Origin of the sequence: Mesorhizobium sp. NZP2077 (assembly GCF_013170805.1) — a bacterium.
GTDB lineage: Bacteria > Pseudomonadota > Alphaproteobacteria > Rhizobiales > Rhizobiaceae > Mesorhizobium.
In genome coordinates this window covers 4,993,778-5,016,609 of the sequence record NZ_CP051293.1, presented here as the reverse complement: position 1 = coordinate 5,016,609, position 22,832 = coordinate 4,993,778, and the positions used below count along the sequence as shown (strand labels likewise).

Genomic DNA, 22,832 nt, shown 5'->3' with positions numbered 1-22,832 from the left:
AAAATCCGTGAAACGTCTCGCACTGTCGCTCGTCTTCTCGCTGCTGGCGTCGACAGCCTTCGCCTTCCCCGTCACCGTCGACAGCTGCGGCAAGCCGCTGACCTTCGACGCGCCACCCAACCGCGCCGTCATCCACGATCTCAACATGGCCGAGATGGCCTTCGCGCTGAAGCTGCAGCCGTCGATCGTCGGCCTTACCGGCATCACCGGATGGTACAAGGTCGGTCCCGAATTCAAGGCCGAGCAGGGTTCCATCCCGGAACTGGCGCCAAAATACCCGACGCTCGAAAACCTCGTCGCGGTCGAGCCCGATTTCTTCTTCGCCGGCTGGTACTATGGCATGAAGCCGGGCGGCGACGTGACGCCCGACACGCTCGCTCCGCACGGGATCAAGACGCTGGTGCTGACCGAAAGCTGCGTCCATCTCGACAAGACCAGGCCGGCCGCCTCGATGGACCTTCTGTATGGCGACGTCGAAAAGCTGGGCAAGATTTTTGGCAAGGAGGCCGAAGCCGAGAAGCTTGTTGCCGGCTGGAAGGCGCAACTGGCTGACATCACCGCCAAGGTTGGCAGCGCCAAGGGAACGCGGGTGTTCCTCTACGATTCCGGCGAGGACAAGCCGTTCACCGCTGGAAAATTCGCTATTCCCAGCGCCATGATCACCGCCGCTGGCGGCGACAACATCATGGCCGACATGGACACCAGCTGGGGCAACACGGACTGGGAAACGGTGGCGTCGCGCAATCCGCAATTCCTCATCCTGCTCGATTACCAGGACGGCGGCGGCTACAAGAAATTGCTCGATTTTTTGAAAGCGCATCCGGCAATGAAGGAAACGGACGCGGTCAAGAACGAACGCTTCGTTGCCCTGCGCTATGCCGAACTGACACCTGGGCCGGCGAACATCGAGGCGATCGCCAAGATCGCCAAAGCGATGCATCCGGAAGCGTTCTGATGCTTCTTGCCCCTGGGCATAAGTCCGGTGCGCTCTCGGGGCACAAGGCATTCGCGCTGGCGATGGCGGCGGGCACGGTGGCGGTCGTCGCCCTCGTGCTGCTGTCGATCGCCTATGGTTCGACGCTGATACCTCTGACGGACGTCATCGCCTCGCTTGGCCATGCTGTCGGGTTGAACGGGCACCAGGTGTCGGGCCCGGTCGGCAAGATCGTCGTTGACCTGCGGCTGCCGCGCACGATCCTGGCGGTCTGTGTCGGCGGCGGCCTCGGCATAACAGGCGCCTTGCTGCAGACGGTGACCCGCAACGATCTTGCCGATCCCTTCCTGTTCGGCCTGTCGTCAGGGGCTGCCGCAGGTGCGGTTTCCGTCATCACCGTCTTTGGTGACAGCTTTGGCATCTGGACCTTGCCAGTCGCCGCCTTCACCGGCGGCATACTGGCCGCCTGCATTGTCCTGCTGCTGGTCGCGCGGGTGAGGGGGCAAGGCCCGGAGCGGCTGATCCTCGCCGGGCTTGCCGTTTCCTTCCTGTTCACGGCCTTGACCAATTATCTGGTCTTCGCCGGAGACCAGCGCGCCGCCCACTCCGTGCTGTTCTGGACGATGGGCGGGCTCGGGCTGGCGCGCTGGGACAATGTCTGGTTGGGCGCACTGGGCGCCGGCACGATTGCGGCCTATGGGTTGTGGAACCATCGCAGGCTGGACGCTTTCCTGGCCGGTGAAAGTGCCGCCGAAAGCCTCGGTGTGCCGGTGGCGCGGATGCGCAGGACGACGTTTCTCGTCGCCGCCTTCTCGACGGCGATTCTCGTCTCGGTCGCCGGCGTCATCGGCTTTGTCGGATTGATGATCCCGCATCTGTCGCGGCCGCTGGCCGGTCCCTTGCATCTGCGCCTGATCGCAAGCTGTGCGTTGTTCGGAGCAGTGCTCTTGCTGGCAAGCGATCTCTTGGCGCGGACCTTGCTGCCGCCGCAGGAACTGCCGATCGGAATCATTACCAGCTCACTCGGCGCCTTCTTCGTCGTGACGCTGGTCGTGCGAAACCGGCTCTGAGCGAGCTGGGCCAGAACGCGCCGGTTCAGACCGTCCAGAAATAGCGCACGATGTGAAAGAAGATCGGAGCCGCGAAGACCAGGCTGTCGGTGCGGTCCATCATGCCGCCATGGCCTTCGATGAGATGGCCCCAGTCCTTGACGCCCTGGTCGCGCTTGATGGCCGAGGCGACCAGCCCGCCCAGAAAGCCCATCGAACAGGCGACGAAGGCCACGCAAGCCGCCTGCAGCGGCGAAAACGGCGTCACGAAGGACAACAGCGCGCCGAGTAGGCTCGCCGACACCACCCCGCCGATCAGGCCTTCCCAGGTTTTCGACGGCGAGACCGTCGGCGAGAAACGGTGTTTTCCAAACAGCTTGCCGAAGATGTACTGCAGCACGTCGCTGCCTTGCACGACGATGATCAGGAAGGCGATCAGCAACAAATTGCGGCCCTCGAAGCCCGGCACGTCGAGCGTCAGCAGTGCTGGCACATGGCTGACGCAATAGACCGAGATCATCACTGCCCATTGCTGCGCGGCGATCCGCTCGAGAAAGCGTTCGGTGTCGCCATGCAGCGCGGTGATGGCCGGCATCAGCAGGAAGCAGTAGACCGGAATGAAGATGACGAAGAGCCCATACCAGGCGGTCCACACCAGCCAGTATTGAAACGGGATGATGATGCCGAACATGCCAAGCAGCACCCAATGATCGCTGCGGCTTGTGTGCGTCAGCGTCACAAATTCGCGCAGCGACGCGAACGAAATCAGCGCGAACAGGATGGTCATGCCGTAGCGGCCGAAGAAGAAGGCGACCGTCATCAGCGCCACCATCACCCACCAGGCGTTGATGCGTTGGGTGAGATTGACCAGCGTCGAACTGAGTGGCTTTGGCGCCCGCGCCGAAAGTATGGCGGCGACGATGCTGGCGGTCGTCAGCACCACAAGCAGGCCGATGATCAAAATTGAGATGTCGTGGCGCATCAATCGTCTCGTTCAGGGCGCGGGTTGAGCGCCAGGAGCGTGGCGTGGGCTCGGTCGAGGAAGGCGCGGCGCTCTTCGCCCGGGGCCACCGTCACCGGCGCGCCGAAGACGACGCGACACAAAAGCGGAACCGGCAGGAACTGACCCTTGGGCAGCACACGCGACATGTTCTCGATCCAGCACGGGATCAGCTCGACCTCCGGCCGCGCCATCGTCAAATTGTAGAGCCCGGAACGGAAGGGCAGCAGGGGCTCCTCGGTCATGTTGCGGGTGCCTTCGGGAAACAGGATCAGCGAGTGGCCCTGGTCGAGGACCGACAGCATGATCTCGACCGGGTTTTCCTCAGGCTTCGTCCATTGGCGGTTGATGAGCACGGACGACAGCATGTCCTGCGCGATGAAGCGGCGCAGCCGCGATCTTCCCCAATACTCGCCGGCCGCCACGGCATGGGTGATCGCGCGCTCCTTTTCACTCAGGCACGCCGACAAGAGGATGAAGTCGCCATGGCTTGTGTGGTTGGCGAAATAGATGCGCTGCCGGTCCGACGGCAGGCTGCCATTCCAGATCGGACGCACCCCGGTCACCACCCATGCCAGCGCCGAGAGGCCAACGGAGGTTACCGTCTGCAGCAGGGTAAAGGTCTTCAGCGCAAGCTTGCTCATCGCGGCGCCCAAAATCCGGCCGCCAAAAGCATCGCCACGAACAGTCCAAGGGCTGCGCGTTGCCTGATGAGCAACCGGCGCGTACCGGCCATGCGGTCGTTGAGCGAACGTGTGGAGGGCGGCTGCGGCTTCAGGCGCATGCGCGCCAGCATATCGTCCACCGCGGCCCCACCGGAAGTCTCGTCGTCGTGGCTGGCCATCAGCCGGAACAGCAGTGCGTCGAATGCCAGCAGCGCCGACAGCGCCAGCACGGCAACAGCGCTCGCGGCGGCGAGCGACAGGGAGAGGGTCGCATGCCGGGTCTCGAAGGCGCCGCGCGCCGAAGCGGCCAGCGGCGCGAGGATGTTCGCGGCCACCACGATTGCGGCCGGCCAAGCGGCCTGCCGCATCAGCATACGGGCGAAGCGATCGGTGCTTTCCTGATAGGCATTGCCGGTCATGACGTCGCCCGTTCCACGGCCTCGGCAAGATGGACCGGCCGGCCGGCGGTCGTCAGCATCTCGCGCGCCAGGCCCGGTGTCTTGGCCCTGCCGGTCGCCACCAGCCATTCGGCGACAACGCCGGCGCTGCGCTGGAAGCCGAGCGCGCAGCAGACAAGCACCGTGCCGTCGCTGCGCGCTGTCTCCAGCGCGCCGGCGGCCTGTTGCTGTATCATCAAAGGCGGCGGCAACAGGTCGACCATCGGCAAGCTGATCCAGCGGCACATCGCTCCCGCCGGCCTTTCGAGTTCGGCGGCGAGGTCGACGACCGTGCCGAAGCTGTTGGCCTCGCTTGCCGTGGGAAAGCGCCCGAGAAAGACGCCATCCGCCACCGCCGCCTGCGGAGCAAGATCACGTGTCCAGGCCCATATGTTTGTCCTGGCGCCGAGACGGTAGGGCAAGAGCAGGACGCGGCTGGCGAGCGTGATGCTGCCATCCGCGGATTTCTGGAACACCTTGGCGCCGGCCCCGGCATAGGCGAAGGCGACGATAGCCAGCGCCAAAGCCGGCCAAAGCAGGATGAGCGCGACAGCGGAGAAGAACGCGCCGAGCGCGGCACCGGCAAGCGCAAGGACGCTACCCAGCGCATAGAACAGCGCCAGCCGACGGGCTTTCGCATCGCTGGGCAGTCGGGCCCCTGAAACCGGCAACTCGCCGCTGCGCGGAAACAGCCACAGCGCGAAAAAACCGAGCAGTGCGCCGGTCGGGATGTCGATGAAATGATGTTGCCAGGTCGTCAGCACCGACGCGCCGATCAGGAAGCACCAGCCATGCCAGAGCGGCAGGAGAAGGCCGCCGAGCCGATGGCGCCAATGATCCCAGATGATCACGAGCAGGGCGATGTGCAGCGAGGGCGCCTGGTTGAACGGCTTGTCGAAACCGCCAAGCACGGCAAACATGAAGCCCGGCAGGCCGGTCGTTTGCGGCCGCACGAACGTCGCCGTCAGCGGGAACAGGATGAAGCAGGTGACGGCGACGAGTTGCGCTGTGAGAAAGCGTCCGGCCAGGCGGTCGACCCCTTGCCGGTTGCCGTTGAGCAGCAGCGACAGGCCGTAGAACAGGTTGATCGACCAGTAGGGCACGATGGTCCAGGGGACGAAGGGGATGCTGCGTTCCCAGGAGAACACGATGCTGCCGACATCGTCGCGCCGTGACGCCAGCCAATTGGCGAAGCCATAGGTCAGGTAGAAGAACGGCGCCAGGAACGCCAGCCACAACGCTGCCCTGACGACCACCCGGCCATAGGGGTCGGCGGCTGCTGTGGCTGCGGATTGAAAAGCTTCAGGGTCAGTCAGCATGCCTCGGCTGGTCCTACAGGCGCCGCGCGACCGAGACGGTGAAGATGCCCCATTGATCGATGCGCTGGTCGAGTTTCTCGAAACCGGCGGCTTCGACAAGCTGGTCCATTTCGCCTTGCGTGCGCCGGCGCATGACCCAGGCCTGGCCGCCGCGATGCGAGGTCAGGCTGCGCGCGATCATCTCGAGCTGCGGATGCCAGGGCTGGTTGGTGTAAAGCAGCAGGCTGCCCGGCTGCATGGCGCTGGCCAGTCCGCCGAGCGAGCGCGCGATCATCGCATTGTCGGAGAACAGTTCGTAGAGGCCGGAAACGATGGCGAGGTCCGGCGCCGGATCGATCGCGGCGAGCCTCTCGGCATCGAAAGCGTCGGCGCGCCGGAACGAGACGCTGGCCGGTAATTGCCGCTCGGCGATCAGCTTGCGGCCAAGCTCGACATTGAGGTCGGAATAATCCTGCAGGCGCACGCTTGCAGGTTGGTCGGGGCTCTTCACGATGGCATCGAGAACATAGCGGCCGTGGCCGGCGGCAATGTCGAGAATGTGCGCCGGCCGGCCGGCGGCCTTGAGCGTCGCCAGGCAAGAGCCGATCAGTTCTTCGAGATGCAGCTTGCGCTGGCGGATGCCGCGCCAGCCGATGGCCTCCAGGAAGATGCGGTCGACGAAACGGCCAACAGGTGTGAGACCCCGCGCGTCGTTCTCGTAGACATAGTCCAGCGTCGAGCCGGAATCGAAGCCGGTGGTGACGCCGGCCTTCATGCCCGACGAGACCCATGCGCCCATGCGGATGGAGGCGCGGCTGAATGCCCAATAGAGACCCTTGGGCGACAACAGATCGAGCGGCGAGGCAAGCCTGTCGGCCTCGTCGCGCGTGTAGCCGGCGATATCCGCCTGCTTCAGGTCGACCGGCGCATCCGGTGCGGCAAACTGCCTGGCCAGGAACGGCCGAATCAGGTGGAGGGCCTGCGCCCGGTCGCGCTCGCCCAGCGTGTCGTGGAAGAAGCCCGGCAAGACATGGCGTTCCTTGGTCCGGCTGCCGAGATTGACGAAGAATTCGTGCTGCGGGCCGTGGCGCACCACCCAGTCGCTTCCCGAAAGCAGAAGCTGGGTCGGCACGGTAATGGCGCGGGCGTCGGCGACGATACGGGCGGCGTGCTGGTAGAGCTCGACCAGGATGTTGGAGGCGATCGGCCGCGTGATCAGCGGATCGCTCTCGAAAGAGGCGATGCGCACGGGATCATGGGTCAGGAATTTCGCCTTGACGTAGGAGTTGACGAAGAAGCGGCCCTTGAGCTTTTGCCAGAGCGAGATGCCTTCCTTGGCGAAGGGGACGTAGAGCTTGACCGAAAAGGCCGGCGAGGCCAGCACCATGGCACGCAGTTTCGGCGCGCAGTCGTGCACCCAGGCGGCGGCAAGCACGGCGCCGAAGGACTGCGCGATCAGCGCGATATCCTGTGTGGCGAAGCCATCCCTGGCGGCGATCTCGCGCATGAGGCAGTCGATGTCGCGCACCAGCGCCGAGAAGGACGGAGCGTAGCCGCGTTCGCCGGACGAACGGCCGTTGCCACGGGCATCCCAGGCGTAGAAGGCGTGGTCCGGCATCTGCAATTCATCGACGAGATGAGCCATGCGGCCACCATGTTCATGGCCACGGTGAAAGAGCACCACCGCGCCCTTGGCATTTGCGGAAGCCGCCGGCCAGAACCGGTAGAAGATCTCGGTCCCGTCATGGCTGTGGAAGACACGCTCTTGCGCTTGCCGCCCAAGGCTTTCCGCGGCCGCTGTAATCGGTCCGTGCATCATGGTCTTCCTCTCTGGCGGCATGGCGAGCCTCGGTGCTCAGCTGGCGCTGCCAATAAGGCCGGCGCGTATCCGGTTTATGGCGGTCAGCAGCGAAAGAGTTGCCATGGCCGGAAACACAAACGGTGCGATGGATGGCGGCCACAGCCCGGCGGCGCACAGGACAGCCACCGCGCCCAACGCCAGCGCCCTGTCGCTCTTGCCGAACGGCCCGGCGTAATTGCGTCCGATCTTGGCGGCTATGCCGAGCACGCCGGCGAACTCGGTCAGCACCGAAGCGATGGCGAAGGCGATGACACCCCATGCGCCGAACAGCGGAAACGCTGCGAAAGGCAGGATCAGTGCCAGGTCCGAAACGACGTCGCAAATCTCGTTCAGATACATGCCGAGCGTCGAAGCTTGGCCGTGTTCGCGCGCCAGCATGCCATCCATGGCGTTGAGCGCCATACGCACGAACAACACCACGGGAATGAGCAGCAGCGGCCAGCGCCATTCATGCAGGATCGCGATGGCCGCTCCGGCCGTGATCGACATCAGGGCCGCCAGGATGGTGATGCTGTTGGCGGTGACGCCGATTGCCGCCAGCCGGTTGACCAGCGGCCGCAGTCTTCCCTGGAAGGCCGGCTTGAGAGCGTAAAGCGTCGGCATAGCGTAGATCCCCCGATCCTGACCAACGGCTGTACATGAATATGTCACAAGCGACCAGCTGCCGCAGGGTCCAAACGGGCACTCGCATCTTGATCTGGCGGGTGTTGGAACGCGGCCTGGCAATGCGCAGTCGCTGCGTACCCCGTCTCGGGCAGCGGCCCTCACCAGTTGCTAACCATGATCATGTTGCGCCACGGCCGTGGGCATTTGCCGGCGTCCGTGGCAACATGACGGCTTGAATAGTAAGCACGCTTATTATATATACCGCTTATGGTTTCAGATGGCATCGATAGACTGGGATTTTTGATCCACGACGTGCAGCGCCTGATGCGCAAGCGCTTCGAGACGCGCGCCAGTGGGCTTGGCCTCTCGTCGGCGCAGTGGCGCCTCATGGTGCGTGTCGCCAAGGAGGAGGGCGTCACCCAGGCGCGGCTTGCCGAACTGCTCGAAATCGAGCCGATCAGCGTTTCGCGCCTTGTCGACCGGATGGAGGAGGGCGGCTGGATTGAGCGCCGCGCCGACGCCGCCGACCGCCGCGTGCGCATGATTTTCCCGACCGCCAAGGCAAGCGCTGCCTATGCCGAGGTCAAGAGCCTCGCCGGTGAAGTCTATGAGGACTCGCTTGTCGGCGTTTCGCCGGAGGATCGCCGCGTCCTGATCAGGGCGCTCGATGCGATGGCACAGAATCTCGCGGACGGCGATGGCTCGTCCTCGGAAAAGGTCGAGCCTACGAAAGGCGCAGCAGCATGAACGCGGTAGCCAAAGTCGACGAAAACGCGGCCAAGGTGGAGATGGAAGCGCCGGCCCAGCCGGTTGCCGCTGCTGTCGCGGTCGCTCCTCCCGTACAGCCGGTCCCGGAGCCGAAGAAAAAGCGCCGCATAGGCCGCTTCTTCTTGATGTTTGCCTTGCCGGCGGTGCTGATCGTCGGTGGCGGCTATGTCTGGGTGACCGGCGGGCGCTATCAGGGGACGGAGAACGCCAATCTGCAGCAGGCCAAGGTGTCGATCGCCTCGGATACTGCGGGCCGCATCGTCCAGGTTGCCATATCGGACCATCAGATGGTCAAGCAGGGCGACCTTCTGTTCGCCATCGACCCCGAGCCTTACCGGATCGCGCTTGCCCAAGCCGACGCCGCGGTCGCCGGCGCGCGCCTCAATGTCGAGCAGCTGCGCGCTGCCTACAGCCAGTCGACGGCGCAGGAAAAGTCCGCCAGCAGCGAGGTCGACTACGCCCAGTCACAATACGATCGCGCCGCCGACCTCGCCCAGAAAGGCATCAACGCCAAATCGTCGCTGGATGAGGCCCGCAACGACCTCGACAAGGCAAAGCAGCAGGTCACAGTGGCCCAGCAAGGCATCATCAGCGCCAAGGCCGCGCTCGGCGGCAACCCCGACATCGAAACCGACAAGCATCCGACCGTGATGGCCGCACTCGCCGCGCGCGACAAGGCCGCCTACGACCTGGCGCAGACCACGGTGAAGGCACCCGCTGACGGCGTCATCTCCCAGGCCTCGTCCTTCAAGGTCGGCCAGTTCGTCGGCTCCGGCACGCCGCTGTTTTCGCTGGTCGAGACCGACGACACCTGGATCGATGCCAATTTCAAGGAAACCCAGCTCACCAACATGAAGCCGGGCCAGAAAGCGGAGATCGTCGTCGATACCTATCCGGGCAAGACTTTCGAGGCGACGGTCAAGGCGATCGGTGCGGGAACGGGAGCGGAATTTTCGCTGCTGCCCGCCCAGAACGCCACCGGCAACTGGGTCAAGGTCACGCAGCGCATCCCGGTGCGCCTAGAACTGACCGATCCCGACGCCAAAATGGCGCTGCGGACCGGCATGAGTGCCTCTGTCACCGTCGATACCGGCATAGCCCGTGGTTTTCCCGCCATATTCGGTCACGCCACGGCTGGGGAGGCCGCGCAGTAAAGTCGGCGGAAGCCCGCGCAGGCCAGCGGGTGGAACCGGATGGCAGGATTGGTCTGATGGGAGGGTGGAAAGGATCAGTGCGTGGTTCGAGCCGCGTCGCGGCCTGGCCGAAAGCTGAAATCTTCGACACGGACCTCTCGGTCCTCACGTTTCCGGGCGGCAGGCATCCGCTCATCAGAGACTTTCAGTCGATGTAACCCCCACATCGATACTCGCGTCCCACCGCGATGAAGGTCTCTCAACGGAGGCTTTGCCGCCCGGAAACCTTGTGTACACGTTTTTGTTACCTGCTGGAAGTTCCACGTCATGAGCACGCCCGAACCTTTCAAGGAAGTGCCGCATCGCGGCCTGATCACGGTTGCGCTCATGCTGGCGACCGTCATGCAGGCGCTCGACACCACCATCGCCAACGTCGCGCTGCCGACCATGACAGGCGATCTCGGCGCCTCTCCCGACAACATCAACTGGGTGCTGACCTCCTACATCGTCGCCGCCGCCATCATGACGCCGGTAACCGGCTGGCTCGCCGATCGCTTCGGTCGCAAGGAATTGTTCCTGACGACCGTGGTCGGCTTCACCGTCTTCTCCATGCTGTGCGGCCTGGCATGGAGCCTTGAAACCATTGTGCTATTCCGGCTGATGCAAGGCGTGTTCGGCGCCGCCATCGTGCCGCTGTCGCAGACCTTCCTGCTCGACATCAACCCCAAGGAGCGTCACGGCCAAGCCATGGCCATCTGGGGCGCCGGCATCATGCTGGGACCGATCCTGGGCCCGACGCTGGGCGGGTGGCTGACCGACAATTTCAACTGGCGCTGGGTGTTTTTCATCAACCTGCCGGTCGGCATCGTCGCCTTCCTTGGCATGGCCGCCTATCTGCCGGCCGTTGCCCGGCGCGTGCGCAGCTTCGATTTCTTCGGCTTTGCCATGATATCGCTCGGCGTCGGCGCGCTGCAGCTGATGCTGGATCGCGGCGGCGAGGTCGACTGGTTTTCCTCGGTCGAGATATGGATCGAACTCGGCCTGGCCATCACCGGTTTCTGGGTGTTCATCATTCACACAGTGACGGCGGAACATCCCTTTATCGACCCCAAGATATTCCTCGACCGCAACTTCGTGACCGGCCTGGCGTTCATCTTCGTCATGGGTGTGCTCATCCTGGCCTCGATGTCGCTGCTGCCGCCAATGCTGTCGACCATTTTCGGCTATCCGACTGTCACCATCGGTATCGTCATAGGTCCACGCGGTCTCGGCACGATGATTTCGATGCTCGTCGTCGGGCGGCTCATGAAAAAGATCGACGCCAGAATTCTCGTCGTCATCGGCTTTGTGCTGACCGCGCAGTCGCTCTACACCATGGCCAGCTTCACGCCGCAGATGGATAACTGGCTGATCCTCAGCTCCGGCGTGATCCAGGGCCTGGGCATGGGAATGGTGTTCGTGCCGCTGTCGACGGTTGCCTTCGCCACGCTCGACGCGCGCTTCCGCACCGACGCAACCTCGTTGTTCAGCCTGGTGCGCAATCTTGGCTCATCGATCGGCGTCTCGGTCGTGACGGTGCTTTTGGTGCGCAACACCCAGATCAACCATGCCGAGCTTTCGGCCTTCATCAACCCGTTCAATCCCAACCTCTGGGCGGTTTCGCCGGCGGCCGCGGGCGGCGATCCGATGGCGCTGTCGGAGGTCGATCGCATGGTCAATCTCCAGGCGATGATGATCTCCTACGTCAACGACTTCAAAATCCTGATGGTGATGACGCTGGTTGCCATCCCGTTCGTCTTCCTGCTGCGCAAGCCGGCGCGGGCGCCAGCCGGTGGCGCACCAGCCGCGCATATGGACTAGCAGGCACCGTCGCAAGACGGGAGAGAATCAGGCGACAGCTCTATTTGCCGAGAACCAGCGACCAATAGCGCAGGTTGGGGTCCCGTCCGTCGCGGACATAGGCGAGCCCGAAGCGGCTGAAATCCGGATCGAGTATGTTGCGCCGGTGGCCGGTCGAATGCATCCAGATGTCGAACAGTTTTTGCTGGTCGAAGCGGCCTTCGGCGATGTTCTCGGCAGCGGCTCCCCGCACGCCATTGTCCTTCATGCGCGAGGCGAAATCCTTGCCCCAGCCCGTAGTGTGGCTCATGCGCTCCCGCGAGGCCATGTAGCCGGCCTGCTGCAGCGCCGCCTGCTCGAGCTGTGCGTCCGGCGTCAGCGGGCCGAGCCCGGCCGTCGCGCGCAAGCCCGCCAGAGTGGCGGTGGCGGAGGACGAGACGCCCGCGCCTTCGCCCGTTGGTACAGAAACGGTGCTGCAGGCTGAAAGCATGGCAATGGCTGCGAAGCCGATCAGCAAGGCGCGCCTGGTCTGGCGTGGTTCGGCAGGGGAGTGGGTGATACTGGTCATTCCTGCCTGAATAGTCGAGATCATGGCTTTTGACGGGCAGGACCGACAAATCATTGATGACGAGCGCAAGGCCATCGATGCTGCACGCCTCCAAACCGGGGGGCCGTGATACGTGAGCGGGGAGACTTGAACACTTTGGGTCACACAAATCCATTTGGTATCAGTTCAAAGGGCAGATCGGCTACCTGCGCATGCGCGAGGAGAGCCAGTCTGCATGTCGTTCCAAATACTTGGCCGCTGTGAAAAACAACGCAGATTGCCGTGCGCTGATCAATTTCCAGCGGTTGAGCAGTTGCATCAAGCGAAGCGCCACGACGGCCAAATGCAGAAGAAGCCAGACCGCGTCGTAGGTCAGCCATGATCTGAATTTGGCTCGGGCCGGACTGTCAGTCACAGTACGAAAAAGCCAATCGAAGCCAGAGCCATCACTGTCGTTGCAAGCACTCCGCCGAAAATCATCCAGCGCGGCAGCGTAAGCCGGCCCATGATCCTTGGGTTCATGGCGATCATCATCATGATTGCCATCAGCGGGGCTGCCAGTATTCCATTGACGACAGCGCTCCAATAGAGCGCCCTGATGGGGTCCAGTCCGACGAAAGTCAGGGTCACCCCACCCAGCGTCGCCATGGCGATCGTGCCGTAGAAGGCCTTGGCGTCCTGCGGGCGCTGGTCCAGTCCCTCCGGCCACCGAAACGTCTCCGCGACGGCATAGGCTGCGGAGCCGGCCAGGACGGGCACGGCAAGCAAGCCTGTGCCGATGATGCCGGCCGCAAAGACCGCGAATGCAAAGTCGCCGGCAACAGGTCGGAGCGCCTCTGCCGCCTGGGACGAGGTCTGAATCTGCGTGATGCCGTTGGCATGCAGCGTCGCCGCCGTCGCTATAATAATGACGATGGCGATGAGGTTGGAAAACCCCATTCCGAACAAGGTGTCGCTCTTGATCCGTGCAAGCTGGTGCGCGGAGCTGCGGGAGTGAGCGCCGAGACGTAGCCAATGCTGTCGATGCTGCTCCTCAACTTCCTCGCCGGCCTGCCAGAAAAACAGATAGGGGCTGATCGTCGTGCCGAGAACCGCTACCAGCGCCATGGCATGATCGCCGTCGAAGACGATTTGCGGCACGAGCGCACCATAGAGCGCGGCTCCCCAGGGCACATGCACCGACAGAACAACCGCCACATAGGCAAGCAGGGACAGTGTCAGCCATTTGAGCACCGTGACATAGCGACGGTAGCTGACGAAGACTTCAAGCAAGATGCAGATAAGCGCGAAGATGATCGCGTAGAGGTGATGCGGTCCGCCGATCAGCAATTCAAGCGCGGCGCCCATGGCACCAAGGTCGGCACCGATGTTGATGACATTGGCGACGAGGAGCAGCAGCACCGCAAAACGCAGCAGCCAAGGCGAATAATGCCGGCGCAAATTGCGTGCGATGCCTTGGCCTGTCACTGCGCCGATCCCGGCACTGATCCCTTGGGTTACTGCCATCAGCGGATAGCTGAACACCATGGTCCAGGCGAGCGAGTAGCCGAATTGGGCACCCACCTGACTATAGGTGGCGATACCGCTTGGATCGTCGTCGGCCGCGCCGGTGATCAAGCCTGGGCCCAACGTTCCCAGAAAGTTGAGACGTTTGCCATGCGTCGGCGTGCCCGGCGTTGCCTCCGGCGGTTCCATCGAATGATCCCCTCCCGCGAAGATGGCTTCATGGCTAGGCAGGTCTTTAACACGTTCCCGAAGGGTTAAAGCAGACGGCAGTCATGCGCTCCGCTATATTTGATCACCACCTCTCTCTTTTTTATGCGTCGACGCATTGACCCGCAGGGTCAAAACGCTCATCGAGTTGCTGCTATCCATGCTGCGAACGCCGGGGAATCCAATCGGCACCGAGCGACATTCTCTGTCGTTTGGCGATGCCATAGCGGTCGGTCGCAACAGAATGGCTTTCGGGTTCTTCATAACGTTATGCCGGCGATGGCTGATTTTCGGGTGACTCATGGATACGAATCTCCAGTTGACCGAGCCCTTTGACGCCGCGGCTCTTGCCGCGCGTCTTCCCAACGAGCACGTCGCCGACAGCGTTGAAATCCTCAATCAACTTTCGCCCGAGGAAGCGGTCGAGGTGCTGGCCTTGCTGCCGCTTGATCGCGCCACCGATGTTTTCGATCAGCCAGGTCTCGATGAGCCCGCCGACTTGATCCATATGATGCCGAGGCCGCTGGCGACGGCGATCCTCGAAAACATGTCGGCCGATCAAAGGGCCGACATCTTCCGGCGTCTCGACTCTTCCGAATGTGACGACCTCCTATCGGCGCTGAAGGCCGACACACGCGCCTCAATCACGCAGCTTCTCGCCTATCCCAAGCATTCGGCCGGTAGCCTCATGACGACTGAGTTTGTCAGTGTGCCGGCGACCTGGACGATAGCCCAGACATTGCAGCATATCCGCCTCGTGGAGCGTACCCGCGAGACGGTTTATTCCATCTATGTCCTCGATCCCAAATCCAAGACGCTGCTCAAGGCGGTCACCTTGCGGCAGTTGATAACCGGCGAGCCCACTGCTTCCATTACGTCGGTTGCTCCCCCGCGCAAGCCGCTCTACGTCACGCCGCTGATGGATCGCGAGGAAGTGGCGCGCCTGATCTCCAAATACGACTTGCTGGCGCTTCCGGTCGTCGACGCCAAACACCATGTTCTCGGCATCGTCACCGTCGACGACATCATCGACGCGATCGTTCAGGAAGGAACCGAGGACGCCCAGAAATTCGGCGGCATGGAAGCGCTCGATCAGCCATACATGGAGATCGGCATCTTCGAGATGCTGAGGAAACGCGGCGGCTGGCTGGCCGTGCTGTTTCTTGGCGAAATGCTGACCGCCAATGCCATGCAATATTTCGAAGGGGAACTGGAGAAGGCGATCGTGCTGACGCTTTTCATTCCCCGGATCATGAGTTCGGGCGGCAATTCCGGATCTCAGGCAACATCGCTCATCATCCGAGCGCTCGCGCTTGGCGAAATACGCTTGCGGGACTGGTGGCGAATTGCCTTGCGCGAACTGCCGACGGGCATCGCGCTGGGCGCCATTCTGGGCGTTATCGCCATCATCCGCATCACAGTATGGCAGAAGTTCGGATTCTACGACTATGGCGAGCACTGGCCGCTGCTGGCGGTGACCATCGGCGCTGCCCTGGTCGGCATCGTGACCTTTGGCTCCCTGTCGGGATCGATGCTGCCCTTTGTCCTCAAGCGGCTCGGATTCGATCCGGCCAGTGCCTCGGCGCCATTCGTCGCCACACTCGTCGACGTAACCGGCTTGGTGATCTATTTCACCGTAGCGCTGATCTTCCTCCGGGGAACGCTGCTCTAGCCTTGAAACCAGACTGCCATGATTGGGTTTGTCCAGGGATGAATACCGCGCTGTACGAGCGGCTTTGCCTGGTGGTTTCCAGCGTACTTCTGTTGGTTAGCCATGGTCTCCTGCGTTCTGCGGCGAGGAGCTATTGGCACGGCATACTCGGCCGCCGGGGTCTGTGGCGCGCCTTATGGTTATCGTCACACCTTGATCGCGCCGGCATCAAACTGATGCGCCGTCGTTGCCAATCAGCGTGCTGATAAGGGCCGATGACGGTGACGGTGGAGCACGAGGCATCTCTTGTACTCATCTCTTGCATAGGGTAGGGGGCTATGGCATAAGGCTGCATGACCCACACCATTCGTGAAAAGCAAAAGCTCTTGGCCCGTGTGCGCCGCATCCGAGGCCAGGTTGAAGCTATCGAGCGCGCGCTCGACGTCGAGTCGGGCTGCGAGCAGGTCATGCACCTCATCGCCGGGGTTCGCGGGGCCTTGGCCGGTCTGATGGCGGAGGTGGTTGAGGATCATGTCCGCGAGCATCTCGTCGACGCCGAGAAACATCCAGGCGCCCTGAACAGCGAAGCAGCGGAACAACTCCTTGAGGTTGTCCGCACCTACCTGAAATGAAAACCGTCATGGTGGAAAACGATAGCGCCGATCCGTCGGCTTTCCATAGCCACGTGTTCCTAGGCGAGGGACACGAGAAAAGCGAGAGCAAGACCTGGGCGGTCATCTGGCTCTGCGGTGCCATGATGATCGCTGAAATCGTCGGTGGCTTGCTCTTCGGTTCGATCGCGCTCGTCGCCGATGGCCTGCATATGAGCACGCATGCCGGCGCGCTCCTGCTGGCGGCGCTCGCCTATACTTACGCCCGCAAGCACGCCGATGACACGCGCTTTACCTTCGGCACCGGCAAGCTAGGCGATCTCGCGGGGTTCACCAGCGCCATCATTCTGGCGATGATAGCATTGTTGATCGGTTATGAATCCGTCAGCCGCATATTCGCGCCGGTCCCGATCCACTTTGTCCAGGCAGTTCCGATTGCCTGTCTCGGCCTGGTGGTGAACATTGCCAGTGCGTGGCTCCTGAGCACCGGCGGTCATCACCACGGTCACGGTCATGGGCACGAAGATCACGACGAATCCCATCGCATCGAGACCGACGCCGGAACTGTGGTGCTTGACGTGTTCGAGGATGGTGTGCCGCCTCGCTTCCGGCTCCATGCCGAAACTGGCCCTGAACTGACCGCCGAAGCAGCGTGGGTTGAAACCATACGCCCCGACGGCGCGCGGCAGCTTTTCGTCATGAAGGACCAAGGGGGTTATCTGGAATCGGTCGACGAGATTCCAGAGCCGCATGCCTTTGCCGCTCATGTCTGGCTTGGAGAGCAAGACTATCCGGCTGTCTTTGAAGAGCACGAACATGCACACGGTTCGGCGCATCGCGACAACAACATGCGGGCCGCCGTGGTTCACGTCATTGCCGACGCCGCCGTGTCCGTGCTGGTAATCGTGGGCCTGCTGCTCGCCCGTGCCTTTGGCTGGCTCTGGATGGACCCGCTTGCTGGTATCGTCGGTTCCCTGGTCATCGCCAGCTGGTCCTATGGCTTGATCCGGGACACGGGTGCGATCCTGCTCGACATGAACCCTGATCGTCAGATGGCGAACAATCTGCGTCAAGCCGTTGAGAGCGAGGGCGACCAACTGGCCGACCTTCATTTGTGGCGCTTGGGTCCGGGGCACCTGGGAGCGATTCTTTCGGTAATGACGACAAAAGCACGAGAATCTGACTATTACCGCACCCGACTCGCCCGCTTCCGGTCGCTGTCGCATCTTACCGTCGAGGTTTTGCATCAGCCTTGAGTTTTGCCCTGCCGCCAGGAATCAGAGCGGCGCTGATCTATCGCCATGTGTTGCGTTTCGCATGTAGGCATTTCTCATTGCACAAGCTTGATGAGGCGGCTGGCATACATCTCGCGATTTCCAAACACGGCCGAGCAGTCGGTTTTGATGGATGAGTTTCCTGTCATTTGCACGGTCAGACCGACAAGCCTCAGACAGTCGCCCTGACCGCTCATATCCGAGTTGCCGGCAAAGGAAATGGCGGCGTCAGGCGCATAGACGAACCCGCTGATCACGGAATTTGCGCCGCCATTCAGCGTCAAGGCCGATGTGTTGCCGCGATTCTCGAAAATGGTGATGCCGGCGTAGGGACCGCTGGTGGGCGGGGAAAGGTTCGCCTGTTCATTGGCATTTATGTAGATCTGCGCGCCCTCCATCAGGAAAATGGTCACGCCCTGGCCAGTCAGGCTGCCGTTGCCGCCCGGTTTAAGCGTGACGCCGCGCAAGATGTAGACGCCCGGATTGAGCGTGATGTTTCCCGACAACGTCTTGTCGCAATAGGTTCCGGGCGACAGCGTATAGGTTTTGCCGTTCGGGACCTGCTGGCACAACGTGTAGGGGGGAGGGACGACGTCCGCCAGAGGATCGAAAGACGCATATTGATGTTCAAGCGGGGCTCCGCAGGTGAGATTGGCGCTGGGCGGCGAAAGCCCGGAAGTGCTGCCGACGGTCGAGACGCAGCCCGCTGAGACCTGCGCGGAACCGCCTCTGCTGACAGCATCGGACGCATCAGAGTTTGCCGCGATCACGCAGTTGCTCATAGAGACATCGGTCGAGCCCTGTAGGCTTACGGCGGCCGACGCATGTGGATCGAGCGCCAGCACGCAGGCCTGCGCACCAGGGTTCATCTTGACCGTGGCCGAGCGATGAGCTGGCCAGGCCGCCGCGCCATTGATGAAGCTCGGATGGTTGATGCTGGACGAAAGCGAGATGTAATACGCGCTGGGGTCGCCGCTGGCGGTGGCCGAAAAGGCGGAGACGCTGCCTGCATATTCCTGCTGGTCGGCGACGCTCATATTGGCCGCAAAGAATGTCAGCCCAAGCCCCTGGACATCACTCGCAGTCATGCTGGGTAGGTACTTTGTGCCGACGGCAAGCCCGGCCGCGTCCAGCGAGTTCTGCAATTGCGCGGCGTCGTCGCTCGTGCCCGTCAGATCGATCGTGCCGGCCACGACAACCATTATCGGCAGCATTGCTATGGCAGTCGCCATGGCAAAGTTGCCGCGCTCCGAAGGCCAGAAGCCCTTCAATCTGAACATCGCCCATCGCCCAAACTTGTAAAGCTCAGGTGATACGCCAGGGGTCTCAACGATGAATTTAAGCAATTACTAAAATACGTAAATGCTAAAATACGGCGCAATGGTTGACCAAACCGAATGTCTGCGAGAGCGGGTCAAATTAGTGGCGAAACTTGGATGAGCGCAACGAGGAACGGATAAATGTCATCGATTTGGCGACAGCCCCTGGCAAATCGGCTATGGTGCCACATCTACTAGTGGCAGCTGCGGGCGGCCATCTCGGCGGTGACCGCCCCGACACACGGGAGGATGGTTATGGCCGGCTTTCATGTCATGGCGAATGCGTATGGGATGCATGTGCAGCCCACGGTGCGCCGCATCACCACCACGGATCTCTGGGGCGCGCTCGAGCTCGGCGCCGAGGATTTCTGGGCAAGACCGTCCCACTACGTGTTCCTGGGCCTGATCTACCCGGTTGTCGGCCTGATCCTGACGCAGTGGACCTCGGGCTCCAATGCCATCCAGCTTGTCTACCCCTTGATGTCGGGCTTTGCTTTGGTCGGGCCTTTTGCGGCGATCGGTCTCTACGAGATCAGCCGCCGGCGCGAGCTCGGCATGAACACGGACTGGCGCCATGCACTGGATGTGCGCCGTTCCCCGGCGCTGCCGTCGATCGCCGTCATCGGCATCATGCTGTTTGCCCTCTTTCTGCTGTGGCTGTTCACCGCGCAATCGATCTACACCAGCCTGTTCGGCGACCAGCCGCCGGCCTCGATCGGCGCCTTTGTCCGCGAAGTGCTGACGACCGGCAAGGGCTGGACCTTGATTGTGCTTGGCAATGCGGCGGGTTTCGTCTTTGCCGTGGTCGTGCTGGCGACAACGGTGATCGCCTTTCCGCTGATGCTCGACCGTGATGTCGGCGCCGTCTCGGCAATCGAAACCTCGGCCCGCGCGGTGATGGCAAACCCGCTGCAGATGGCGCTGTGGGGGCTGCTGGTTGCCGTGCTGCTGGTGATTGGCTCCATCCCGCTGTTTGCCGGGCTGGCCGTGGTCATGCCGATCCTGGGTCACGCCACCTGGCACCTCTACCGCAAGGTGATCGAGCCGGCGCAGATCCGGCCGATCCGCCGGCCGATGTAGGCTAAAGCATGATCCCCAAAAGTGGGAACCGGTTTTGGGAAAAGATCATGCTCAGCGAGAGGTCCTCAGCGCTGTGCGTCGGTCGCCATTTTCAGCGCCAGCGCCGTCAGCACGCCTCCCATCATCCAGCGCTGGATAACCAGCCACAATGGGCGTCCGGCGAGAAACGTGGCGATAGAGCCGGCCGTCACCGCGATGATGGCATTGACGGTCAGGCTGATCGTGATCTGCGTCGCGCCCAGAACCAGCAGCTGCGACAGGACATGGCCTTTGCCGATGCTGATGAATTGCGGCAGCAGCGACAGATAGAGCACCGCCACCTTGGGATTGAGCAGATTGGTCATCAGCCCCATGGCGAACAGCTTGCGCGGCCGGTCTTTCGGCAGGTCGCGCACCTGGAACGGCGAACGTCCGCCTGGCTTCACCGCTTGCCAGGCAAGCCACAAGAGATAGAGCACGCCGGCAAAGCGCAGCGCGTCATAGGCGTAGGGCACGGCGAGCAGCAGCGCGGTGATGCCGAACGCCGCCGAAACCACATAGAAAAGGAAGCCGACCGCGACCCCGCCAAGCGAGATCAGTCCGGCCTTCGGCCCTTGCGACAGCGAACGCGAGATCAGGTAGATCATGTTCGGGCCAGGCGTCAGCACCATGCCGAGGCAGACCAGCGCGAAGGCGAGATGGTTGGCGGTATCGGGCATTGTTCGTCCCCCAAGCTTTGTCGCAGGCGCGCCGCGATGGATACGCGATCTAGCAGGCGGCCAATATGTGCCCGTCATGGCAGGCGGCCGCAAGGGCTTGGCGGCGCCAGGCGTTGCGCCAGAGGTTCGGTCAGCCGACCACCCGCAGGTTCGACAGTTCGTTGCCGATTTCCTTGAAGTCGTTCGACAGGCTTGCGCCGGTCGCATTCCAGAACAGCTTGGCCGGCTTGGTCGGATCCGTCAAATCCTTGCGGAAGCGCGAGTCCGACGAGCAGGATTTCAGCGCATCGATCGCCAGCTTTTCGTCGGCCTTAGTCGTCGACAGGTCGAGCGCCACGGTCATCACCATGATGTTGGCCGCCTTGGCGTTGTTGCAAAGCGTCGCCATCTGCTCGTTGAGCGCGTTGGTGTAGTTGCCGTTCGAATAGTCCAACTGGCCGATGGCGCTCGACGTGCCCATGAACATGCGGCCGACCGAGGTGCCGTTATAGCCGGGCTTGAGATAGCCGTAGGACGCATAGGTCGATTTCGAGCCGGCGGGATCCGAATAGCCCAGCGAAGACGGCGTATAGTAGGTGTTGGCGCCGTCGGTCAGCACGATCACCACCTTGTCGTTACCTTTTTCCGTTTCCAGGCGCCCTTGCGTGAACGGTTCGCCGCTGGAGACCACCCGCCAACCCCACGCCATGCCCTCAGGAACATTGGTGCCGCCGTTTGGCTGCATCAGGTCGATCGCGGCTTTGATTGCGGTTTGCCCATCGGCGACGCTGACATCGGTCAGCGGTGTGATTGCACCGGTGGTGCAGCTGTAGTTCGGGCCGTTGCCAGTGGGCAGCGCCGGCGCATCGATCGGCCGCGGCTGGAAATATTTGGCCATGTTGCGCAACCGTGATTGGCCGGTGCTGCTCGAAGGATCGTCGTTCCACCAGCTGTTCACCGCGCCGTAGGTAACCGGAGCGGCTTCGTCGGGATCCTGGGTGAGCTTCCAGTGATTGCCGGGTTCGTCCGGGGCGAACATCGGCACGAACATCGTTGCCGGATCGCCGACGCCTATGCCGGTGTTGGCCGAGCCGCCGGATGGCGGCGTGTCGTTGACATTGTAGGGGTAGGGCCGGGCCTCCACACAGCCCTGCCAACTGGCGAACGGACCGTAGGAATCGATGTAGTCGTATTCGTCGTGGCTGCGTTTGCAGGTGTTGTTCGAATTGTATTCGTCGCAAACCACGCGCTTGCTGTTGACGACGCGCTCATGGTTGGTGACGACCTGCATATCGCGGTAGAGCGAAAACCGGGTCAGCATCTGGCCTTCCGCGCTGCCCCAGCCGGTGCCGCGCTTGTACCAGATGCCATTGGTCTGCTGGGCGTATTTGTTGGCCGCGTTCAACGTCGACCAGTCGAAATTCTCGTTCGACACCGGCGACAGGCCCTCTGTGTCCATCCATGAGGCGTTGCCATTGCCGGGGCCGACATTGACCGAAGCGGCAAAGGGCACTAGGCCGAATTGCACCGGCTTGTCGACCTGCTTGATCATGACCGCCTGCGCGGCCAGCGTGTCGACCAGTTGCTTGGACGCAGTCTTGAGAAGATCGATGCGCTTTTGCCCCGAGCCTGTGCCCAGCGTGGTCATCGATCCGGAATTATCGAGCACCAGGGCAACTTCCAGCGTGTTCTTCAGCCGCACCTGGGAGGTGACGTTGAAGTTGATCCTTTGGTTCGCATCGGTTGCGGATTTACCGACGAGCTGGGCGAAGGCAGGATAGAAATAGGGCTTGTAGGCAAGCTGCGCCGTCATCGTGAGCAGGCCGCCGCCGCTGGTGTTGCTCGGCAAGGTGACGTTGAGCGTCGCGCTGGCGGGATCGATATCGTTCAGGTTGGCATTGAAGAAGTCGAGCGCATAGGCTCTCAACTGGTCGTCGGTCGCGCCTTCCGTCAGCCGGCGCGCGGTGGCGAAATTGGCGGCGTCGAGCGCATTCGTCACCATCTGCTTTTCGCGGTTCATTTCCGTGAAGTCGACCGCGATCGCCAGGCCGCCCATCAGCGGCACCATCGCAACGACAGTCATAAGAGCATAGTTGCCACGTCTGTCGCGGCGGAACTGGCGCCAAAGTTCACGCATGTCTTGCAGCGGCCCCCGCCGGCGGATTCTCGATCGGCGCCAGCTTTCCACAAAACGCTGAAGGACGGGTTTGGGAAACCGCTCTATTGCTTGGCTGGCGCTTCACCAACCGCTAACCAATGCAAGGGCAGAGGCCCCCGATCCCCTCCAAAAACAGAACGCCCTGCCGAGGCAGGACGTTCGCAAGCAAACCTGTCGATCAGCCGGCGATGCATGAAAGCTGGTGACAGCAT

The 22,832-nt window shown here is 62.4% G+C and carries 20 protein-coding genes; 9 read left to right on the top strand and 11 right to left on the bottom strand.

Annotated elements, in window-relative coordinates; all coding sequences use genetic code 11:
* Positions 1-7: 7 nt before the first annotated feature.
* On the top strand, positions 8-955 hold the full coding sequence (locus HGP13_RS25135) for an ABC transporter substrate-binding protein (RefSeq protein ID WP_172230098.1): 948 nt from the start codon (positions 8-10) through the stop codon (positions 953-955).
* Positions 955-2,004, top strand: a complete 1,050-nt coding sequence (locus HGP13_RS25130) for an iron ABC transporter permease (RefSeq protein ID WP_172230095.1) — start codon at positions 955-957, stop codon at positions 2,002-2,004. The genes HGP13_RS25135 and HGP13_RS25130 overlap by 1 nt, the downstream gene beginning before the upstream one ends.
* Positions 2,005-2,029: 25 nt before the next feature.
* Here the strand turns inward: HGP13_RS25130 and HGP13_RS25125 are convergent, their stop codons facing one another.
* The 6 genes from HGP13_RS25125 to HGP13_RS25100 are packed head-to-tail and all read right to left on the bottom strand — an operon-like array spanning position 2,030 to position 7,847.
* Complete coding sequence (locus HGP13_RS25125; RefSeq protein ID WP_172230092.1) at positions 2,030-2,965, bottom strand: phosphatidate cytidylyltransferase; 936 nt, start codon at positions 2,963-2,965, stop codon at positions 2,030-2,032.
* The gene (locus tag HGP13_RS25120) at positions 2,965-3,627 is read right to left on the bottom strand and encodes a lysophospholipid acyltransferase family protein (protein ID WP_172230089.1); all 663 of its coding nucleotides are present in this window, start codon (positions 3,625-3,627) and stop codon (positions 2,965-2,967) included. Before HGP13_RS25120 ends, HGP13_RS25125 begins: the two co-directional genes overlap by 1 nt.
* A complete protein-coding gene (locus tag HGP13_RS25115; protein ID WP_172230087.1) occupies positions 3,624-4,067 on the bottom strand; it encodes a hypothetical protein in 444 nt (147 codons plus the stop codon). The genes HGP13_RS25120 and HGP13_RS25115 overlap by 4 nt, the downstream gene beginning before the upstream one ends.
* Complete coding sequence (locus HGP13_RS25110; protein ID WP_172230085.1) at positions 4,064-5,404, bottom strand: phosphatase PAP2/dual specificity phosphatase family protein; 1,341 nt, start codon at positions 5,402-5,404, stop codon at positions 4,064-4,066. Before HGP13_RS25110 ends, HGP13_RS25115 begins: the two co-directional genes overlap by 4 nt.
* A 13-nt stretch (positions 5,405-5,417) precedes the next feature.
* Positions 5,418-7,199, bottom strand: coding sequence for a bifunctional alpha/beta hydrolase/class I SAM-dependent methyltransferase (locus tag HGP13_RS25105; protein WP_172234841.1), 1,782 nt, complete (start codon positions 7,197-7,199; stop codon positions 5,418-5,420).
* 39 nt (positions 7,200-7,238) lie between these two features.
* Positions 7,239-7,847: a CDP-alcohol phosphatidyltransferase family protein gene (locus HGP13_RS25100; protein ID WP_172230083.1), complete on the bottom strand. Its 609-nt coding sequence runs from the start codon at positions 7,845-7,847 to the stop codon at positions 7,239-7,241.
* A 270-nt stretch (positions 7,848-8,117) separates the two neighbouring features.
* Here HGP13_RS25100 and HGP13_RS25095 point away from each other — a divergent pair, with 270 nt between their 5' ends.
* The 3 genes from HGP13_RS25095 (at position 8,118) to HGP13_RS25085 (ending at position 11,611) form a co-directional block, all read left to right on the top strand.
* Positions 8,118-8,597: a MarR family winged helix-turn-helix transcriptional regulator gene (locus HGP13_RS25095; RefSeq protein WP_172230081.1), complete on the top strand. Its 480-nt coding sequence runs from the start codon at positions 8,118-8,120 to the stop codon at positions 8,595-8,597.
* Positions 8,594-9,772 carry an HlyD family secretion protein gene (locus HGP13_RS25090; RefSeq protein WP_172230079.1) on the top strand — a complete coding sequence of 393 codons (1,179 nt, stop codon included), beginning with the start codon at positions 8,594-8,596 and terminating at the stop codon, positions 9,770-9,772. The genes HGP13_RS25095 and HGP13_RS25090 overlap by 4 nt, the downstream gene beginning before the upstream one ends.
* Before the next feature lie 306 nt (positions 9,773-10,078).
* The gene (locus HGP13_RS25085) at positions 10,079-11,611 is read left to right on the top strand and encodes a DHA2 family efflux MFS transporter permease subunit (RefSeq protein ID WP_172230077.1); all 1,533 of its coding nucleotides are present in this window, start codon (positions 10,079-10,081) and stop codon (positions 11,609-11,611) included.
* A 40-nt stretch (positions 11,612-11,651) separates the two neighbouring features.
* Here the strand turns inward: HGP13_RS25085 and HGP13_RS25080 are convergent, their stop codons facing one another.
* Together HGP13_RS25080 and HGP13_RS25075 are read right to left on the bottom strand one after the other, a co-directional pair.
* A complete protein-coding gene (locus tag HGP13_RS25080; protein WP_172230075.1) occupies positions 11,652-12,158 on the bottom strand; it encodes a CAP domain-containing protein in 507 nt (168 codons plus the stop codon).
* 390 nt (positions 12,159-12,548) lie between these two features.
* A complete protein-coding gene (locus tag HGP13_RS25075; RefSeq protein WP_172230072.1) occupies positions 12,549-13,832 on the bottom strand; it encodes a divalent metal cation transporter in 1,284 nt (427 codons plus the stop codon).
* A gap of 319 nt (positions 13,833-14,151) precedes the next feature.
* Between HGP13_RS25075 and mgtE the strand changes: the two genes are divergently transcribed.
* The 3 genes from mgtE to dmeF all read left to right on the top strand — a co-directional run bounded on the left by mgtE (position 14,152) and on the right by dmeF (position 17,368).
* Positions 14,152-15,522, top strand: coding sequence for a magnesium transporter (mgtE, locus tag HGP13_RS25070; protein ID WP_172230069.1), 1,371 nt, complete (start codon positions 14,152-14,154; stop codon positions 15,520-15,522).
* A gap of 332 nt (positions 15,523-15,854) precedes the next feature.
* Positions 15,855-16,133 (top strand): metal/formaldehyde-sensitive transcriptional repressor, encoded by a 279-nt coding sequence (locus tag HGP13_RS25065; RefSeq protein ID WP_172230066.1) that lies wholly within the window; start codon positions 15,855-15,857, stop codon positions 16,131-16,133.
* Between the two features lie 8 nt (positions 16,134-16,141).
* Positions 16,142-17,368, top strand: a complete 1,227-nt coding sequence (dmeF, locus tag HGP13_RS25060; RefSeq protein WP_172230063.1) for a CDF family Co(II)/Ni(II) efflux transporter DmeF — start codon at positions 16,142-16,144, stop codon at positions 17,366-17,368.
* A gap of 74 nt (positions 17,369-17,442) precedes the next feature.
* Here the strand turns inward: dmeF and HGP13_RS25055 are convergent, their stop codons facing one another.
* Positions 17,443-18,666, bottom strand: a complete 1,224-nt coding sequence (locus HGP13_RS25055) for a TadE/TadG family type IV pilus assembly protein (RefSeq protein WP_172230060.1) — start codon at positions 18,664-18,666, stop codon at positions 17,443-17,445.
* Positions 18,667-18,960: 294 nt separating this feature from the next.
* Between HGP13_RS25055 and HGP13_RS25050 the strand changes: the two genes are divergently transcribed.
* Positions 18,961-19,785 carry a DUF2189 domain-containing protein gene (locus HGP13_RS25050; RefSeq protein ID WP_172230057.1) on the top strand — a complete coding sequence of 275 codons (825 nt, stop codon included), beginning with the start codon at positions 18,961-18,963 and terminating at the stop codon, positions 19,783-19,785.
* Positions 19,786-19,850: 65 nt separating this feature from the next.
* Here the strand turns inward: HGP13_RS25050 and HGP13_RS25045 are convergent, their stop codons facing one another.
* On the bottom strand, positions 19,851-20,483 hold the full coding sequence (locus tag HGP13_RS25045; RefSeq protein ID WP_172230054.1) for a LysE family translocator: 633 nt from the start codon (positions 20,481-20,483) through the stop codon (positions 19,851-19,853).
* A gap of 130 nt (positions 20,484-20,613) precedes the next feature.
* Positions 20,614-22,599, bottom strand: coding sequence for a TadE/TadG family type IV pilus assembly protein (locus HGP13_RS25040; RefSeq protein WP_172230052.1), 1,986 nt, complete (start codon positions 22,597-22,599; stop codon positions 20,614-20,616).
* Positions 22,600-22,832 lie beyond the last annotated feature (233 nt).

What these genes read in the sequence shown, in the direction of transcription:
- HGP13_RS25130 (WP_172230095.1), top strand. Translation starts at nt 955, where the DNA reads ATGCTTCTTGCCCCTGGGCATAAGTCCGGTGCGCTCTCGGGGCACAAG.
- HGP13_RS25125 (WP_172230092.1), bottom strand. Translation starts at nt 2,965, where the DNA reads ATGCGCCACGACATCTCAATTTTGATCATCGGCCTGCTTGTGGTGCTG.
- HGP13_RS25120 (WP_172230089.1), bottom strand. Translation starts at nt 3,627, where the DNA reads ATGAGCAAGCTTGCGCTGAAGACCTTTACCCTGCTGCAGACGGTAACC.
- HGP13_RS25115 (WP_172230087.1), bottom strand. Translation starts at nt 4,067, where the DNA reads ATGACCGGCAATGCCTATCAGGAAAGCACCGATCGCTTCGCCCGTATG.
- HGP13_RS25110 (WP_172230085.1), bottom strand. Translation starts at nt 5,404, where the DNA reads ATGCTGACTGACCCTGAAGCTTTTCAATCCGCAGCCACAGCAGCCGCC.
- HGP13_RS25105 (WP_172234841.1), bottom strand. Translation starts at nt 7,199, where the DNA reads ATGCACGGACCGATTACAGCGGCCGCGGAAAGCCTTGGGCGGCAAGCG.
- HGP13_RS25100 (WP_172230083.1), bottom strand. Translation starts at nt 7,847, where the DNA reads ATGCCGACGCTTTACGCTCTCAAGCCGGCCTTCCAGGGAAGACTGCGG.
- HGP13_RS25095 (WP_172230081.1), top strand. Translation starts at nt 8,118, where the DNA reads ATGGTTTCAGATGGCATCGATAGACTGGGATTTTTGATCCACGACGTG.
- HGP13_RS25090 (WP_172230079.1), top strand. Translation starts at nt 8,594, where the DNA reads ATGAACGCGGTAGCCAAAGTCGACGAAAACGCGGCCAAGGTGGAGATG.
- HGP13_RS25085 (WP_172230077.1), top strand. Translation starts at nt 10,079, where the DNA reads ATGAGCACGCCCGAACCTTTCAAGGAAGTGCCGCATCGCGGCCTGATC.
- HGP13_RS25080 (WP_172230075.1), bottom strand. Translation starts at nt 12,158, where the DNA reads ATGACCAGTATCACCCACTCCCCTGCCGAACCACGCCAGACCAGGCGC.
- HGP13_RS25075 (WP_172230072.1), bottom strand. Translation starts at nt 13,832, where the DNA reads ATGGAACCGCCGGAGGCAACGCCGGGCACGCCGACGCATGGCAAACGT.
- mgtE (WP_172230069.1), top strand. Translation starts at nt 14,152, where the DNA reads ATGGATACGAATCTCCAGTTGACCGAGCCCTTTGACGCCGCGGCTCTT.
- HGP13_RS25065 (WP_172230066.1), top strand. Translation starts at nt 15,855, where the DNA reads ATGACCCACACCATTCGTGAAAAGCAAAAGCTCTTGGCCCGTGTGCGC.
- dmeF (WP_172230063.1), top strand. Translation starts at nt 16,142, where the DNA reads ATGGTGGAAAACGATAGCGCCGATCCGTCGGCTTTCCATAGCCACGTG.
- HGP13_RS25055 (WP_172230060.1), bottom strand. Translation starts at nt 18,666, where the DNA reads ATGTTCAGATTGAAGGGCTTCTGGCCTTCGGAGCGCGGCAACTTTGCC.
- HGP13_RS25050 (WP_172230057.1), top strand. Translation starts at nt 18,961, where the DNA reads ATGGCCGGCTTTCATGTCATGGCGAATGCGTATGGGATGCATGTGCAG.
- HGP13_RS25045 (WP_172230054.1), bottom strand. Translation starts at nt 20,483, where the DNA reads ATGCCCGATACCGCCAACCATCTCGCCTTCGCGCTGGTCTGCCTCGGC.
- HGP13_RS25040 (WP_172230052.1), bottom strand. Translation starts at nt 22,599, where the DNA reads ATGCGTGAACTTTGGCGCCAGTTCCGCCGCGACAGACGTGGCAACTAT.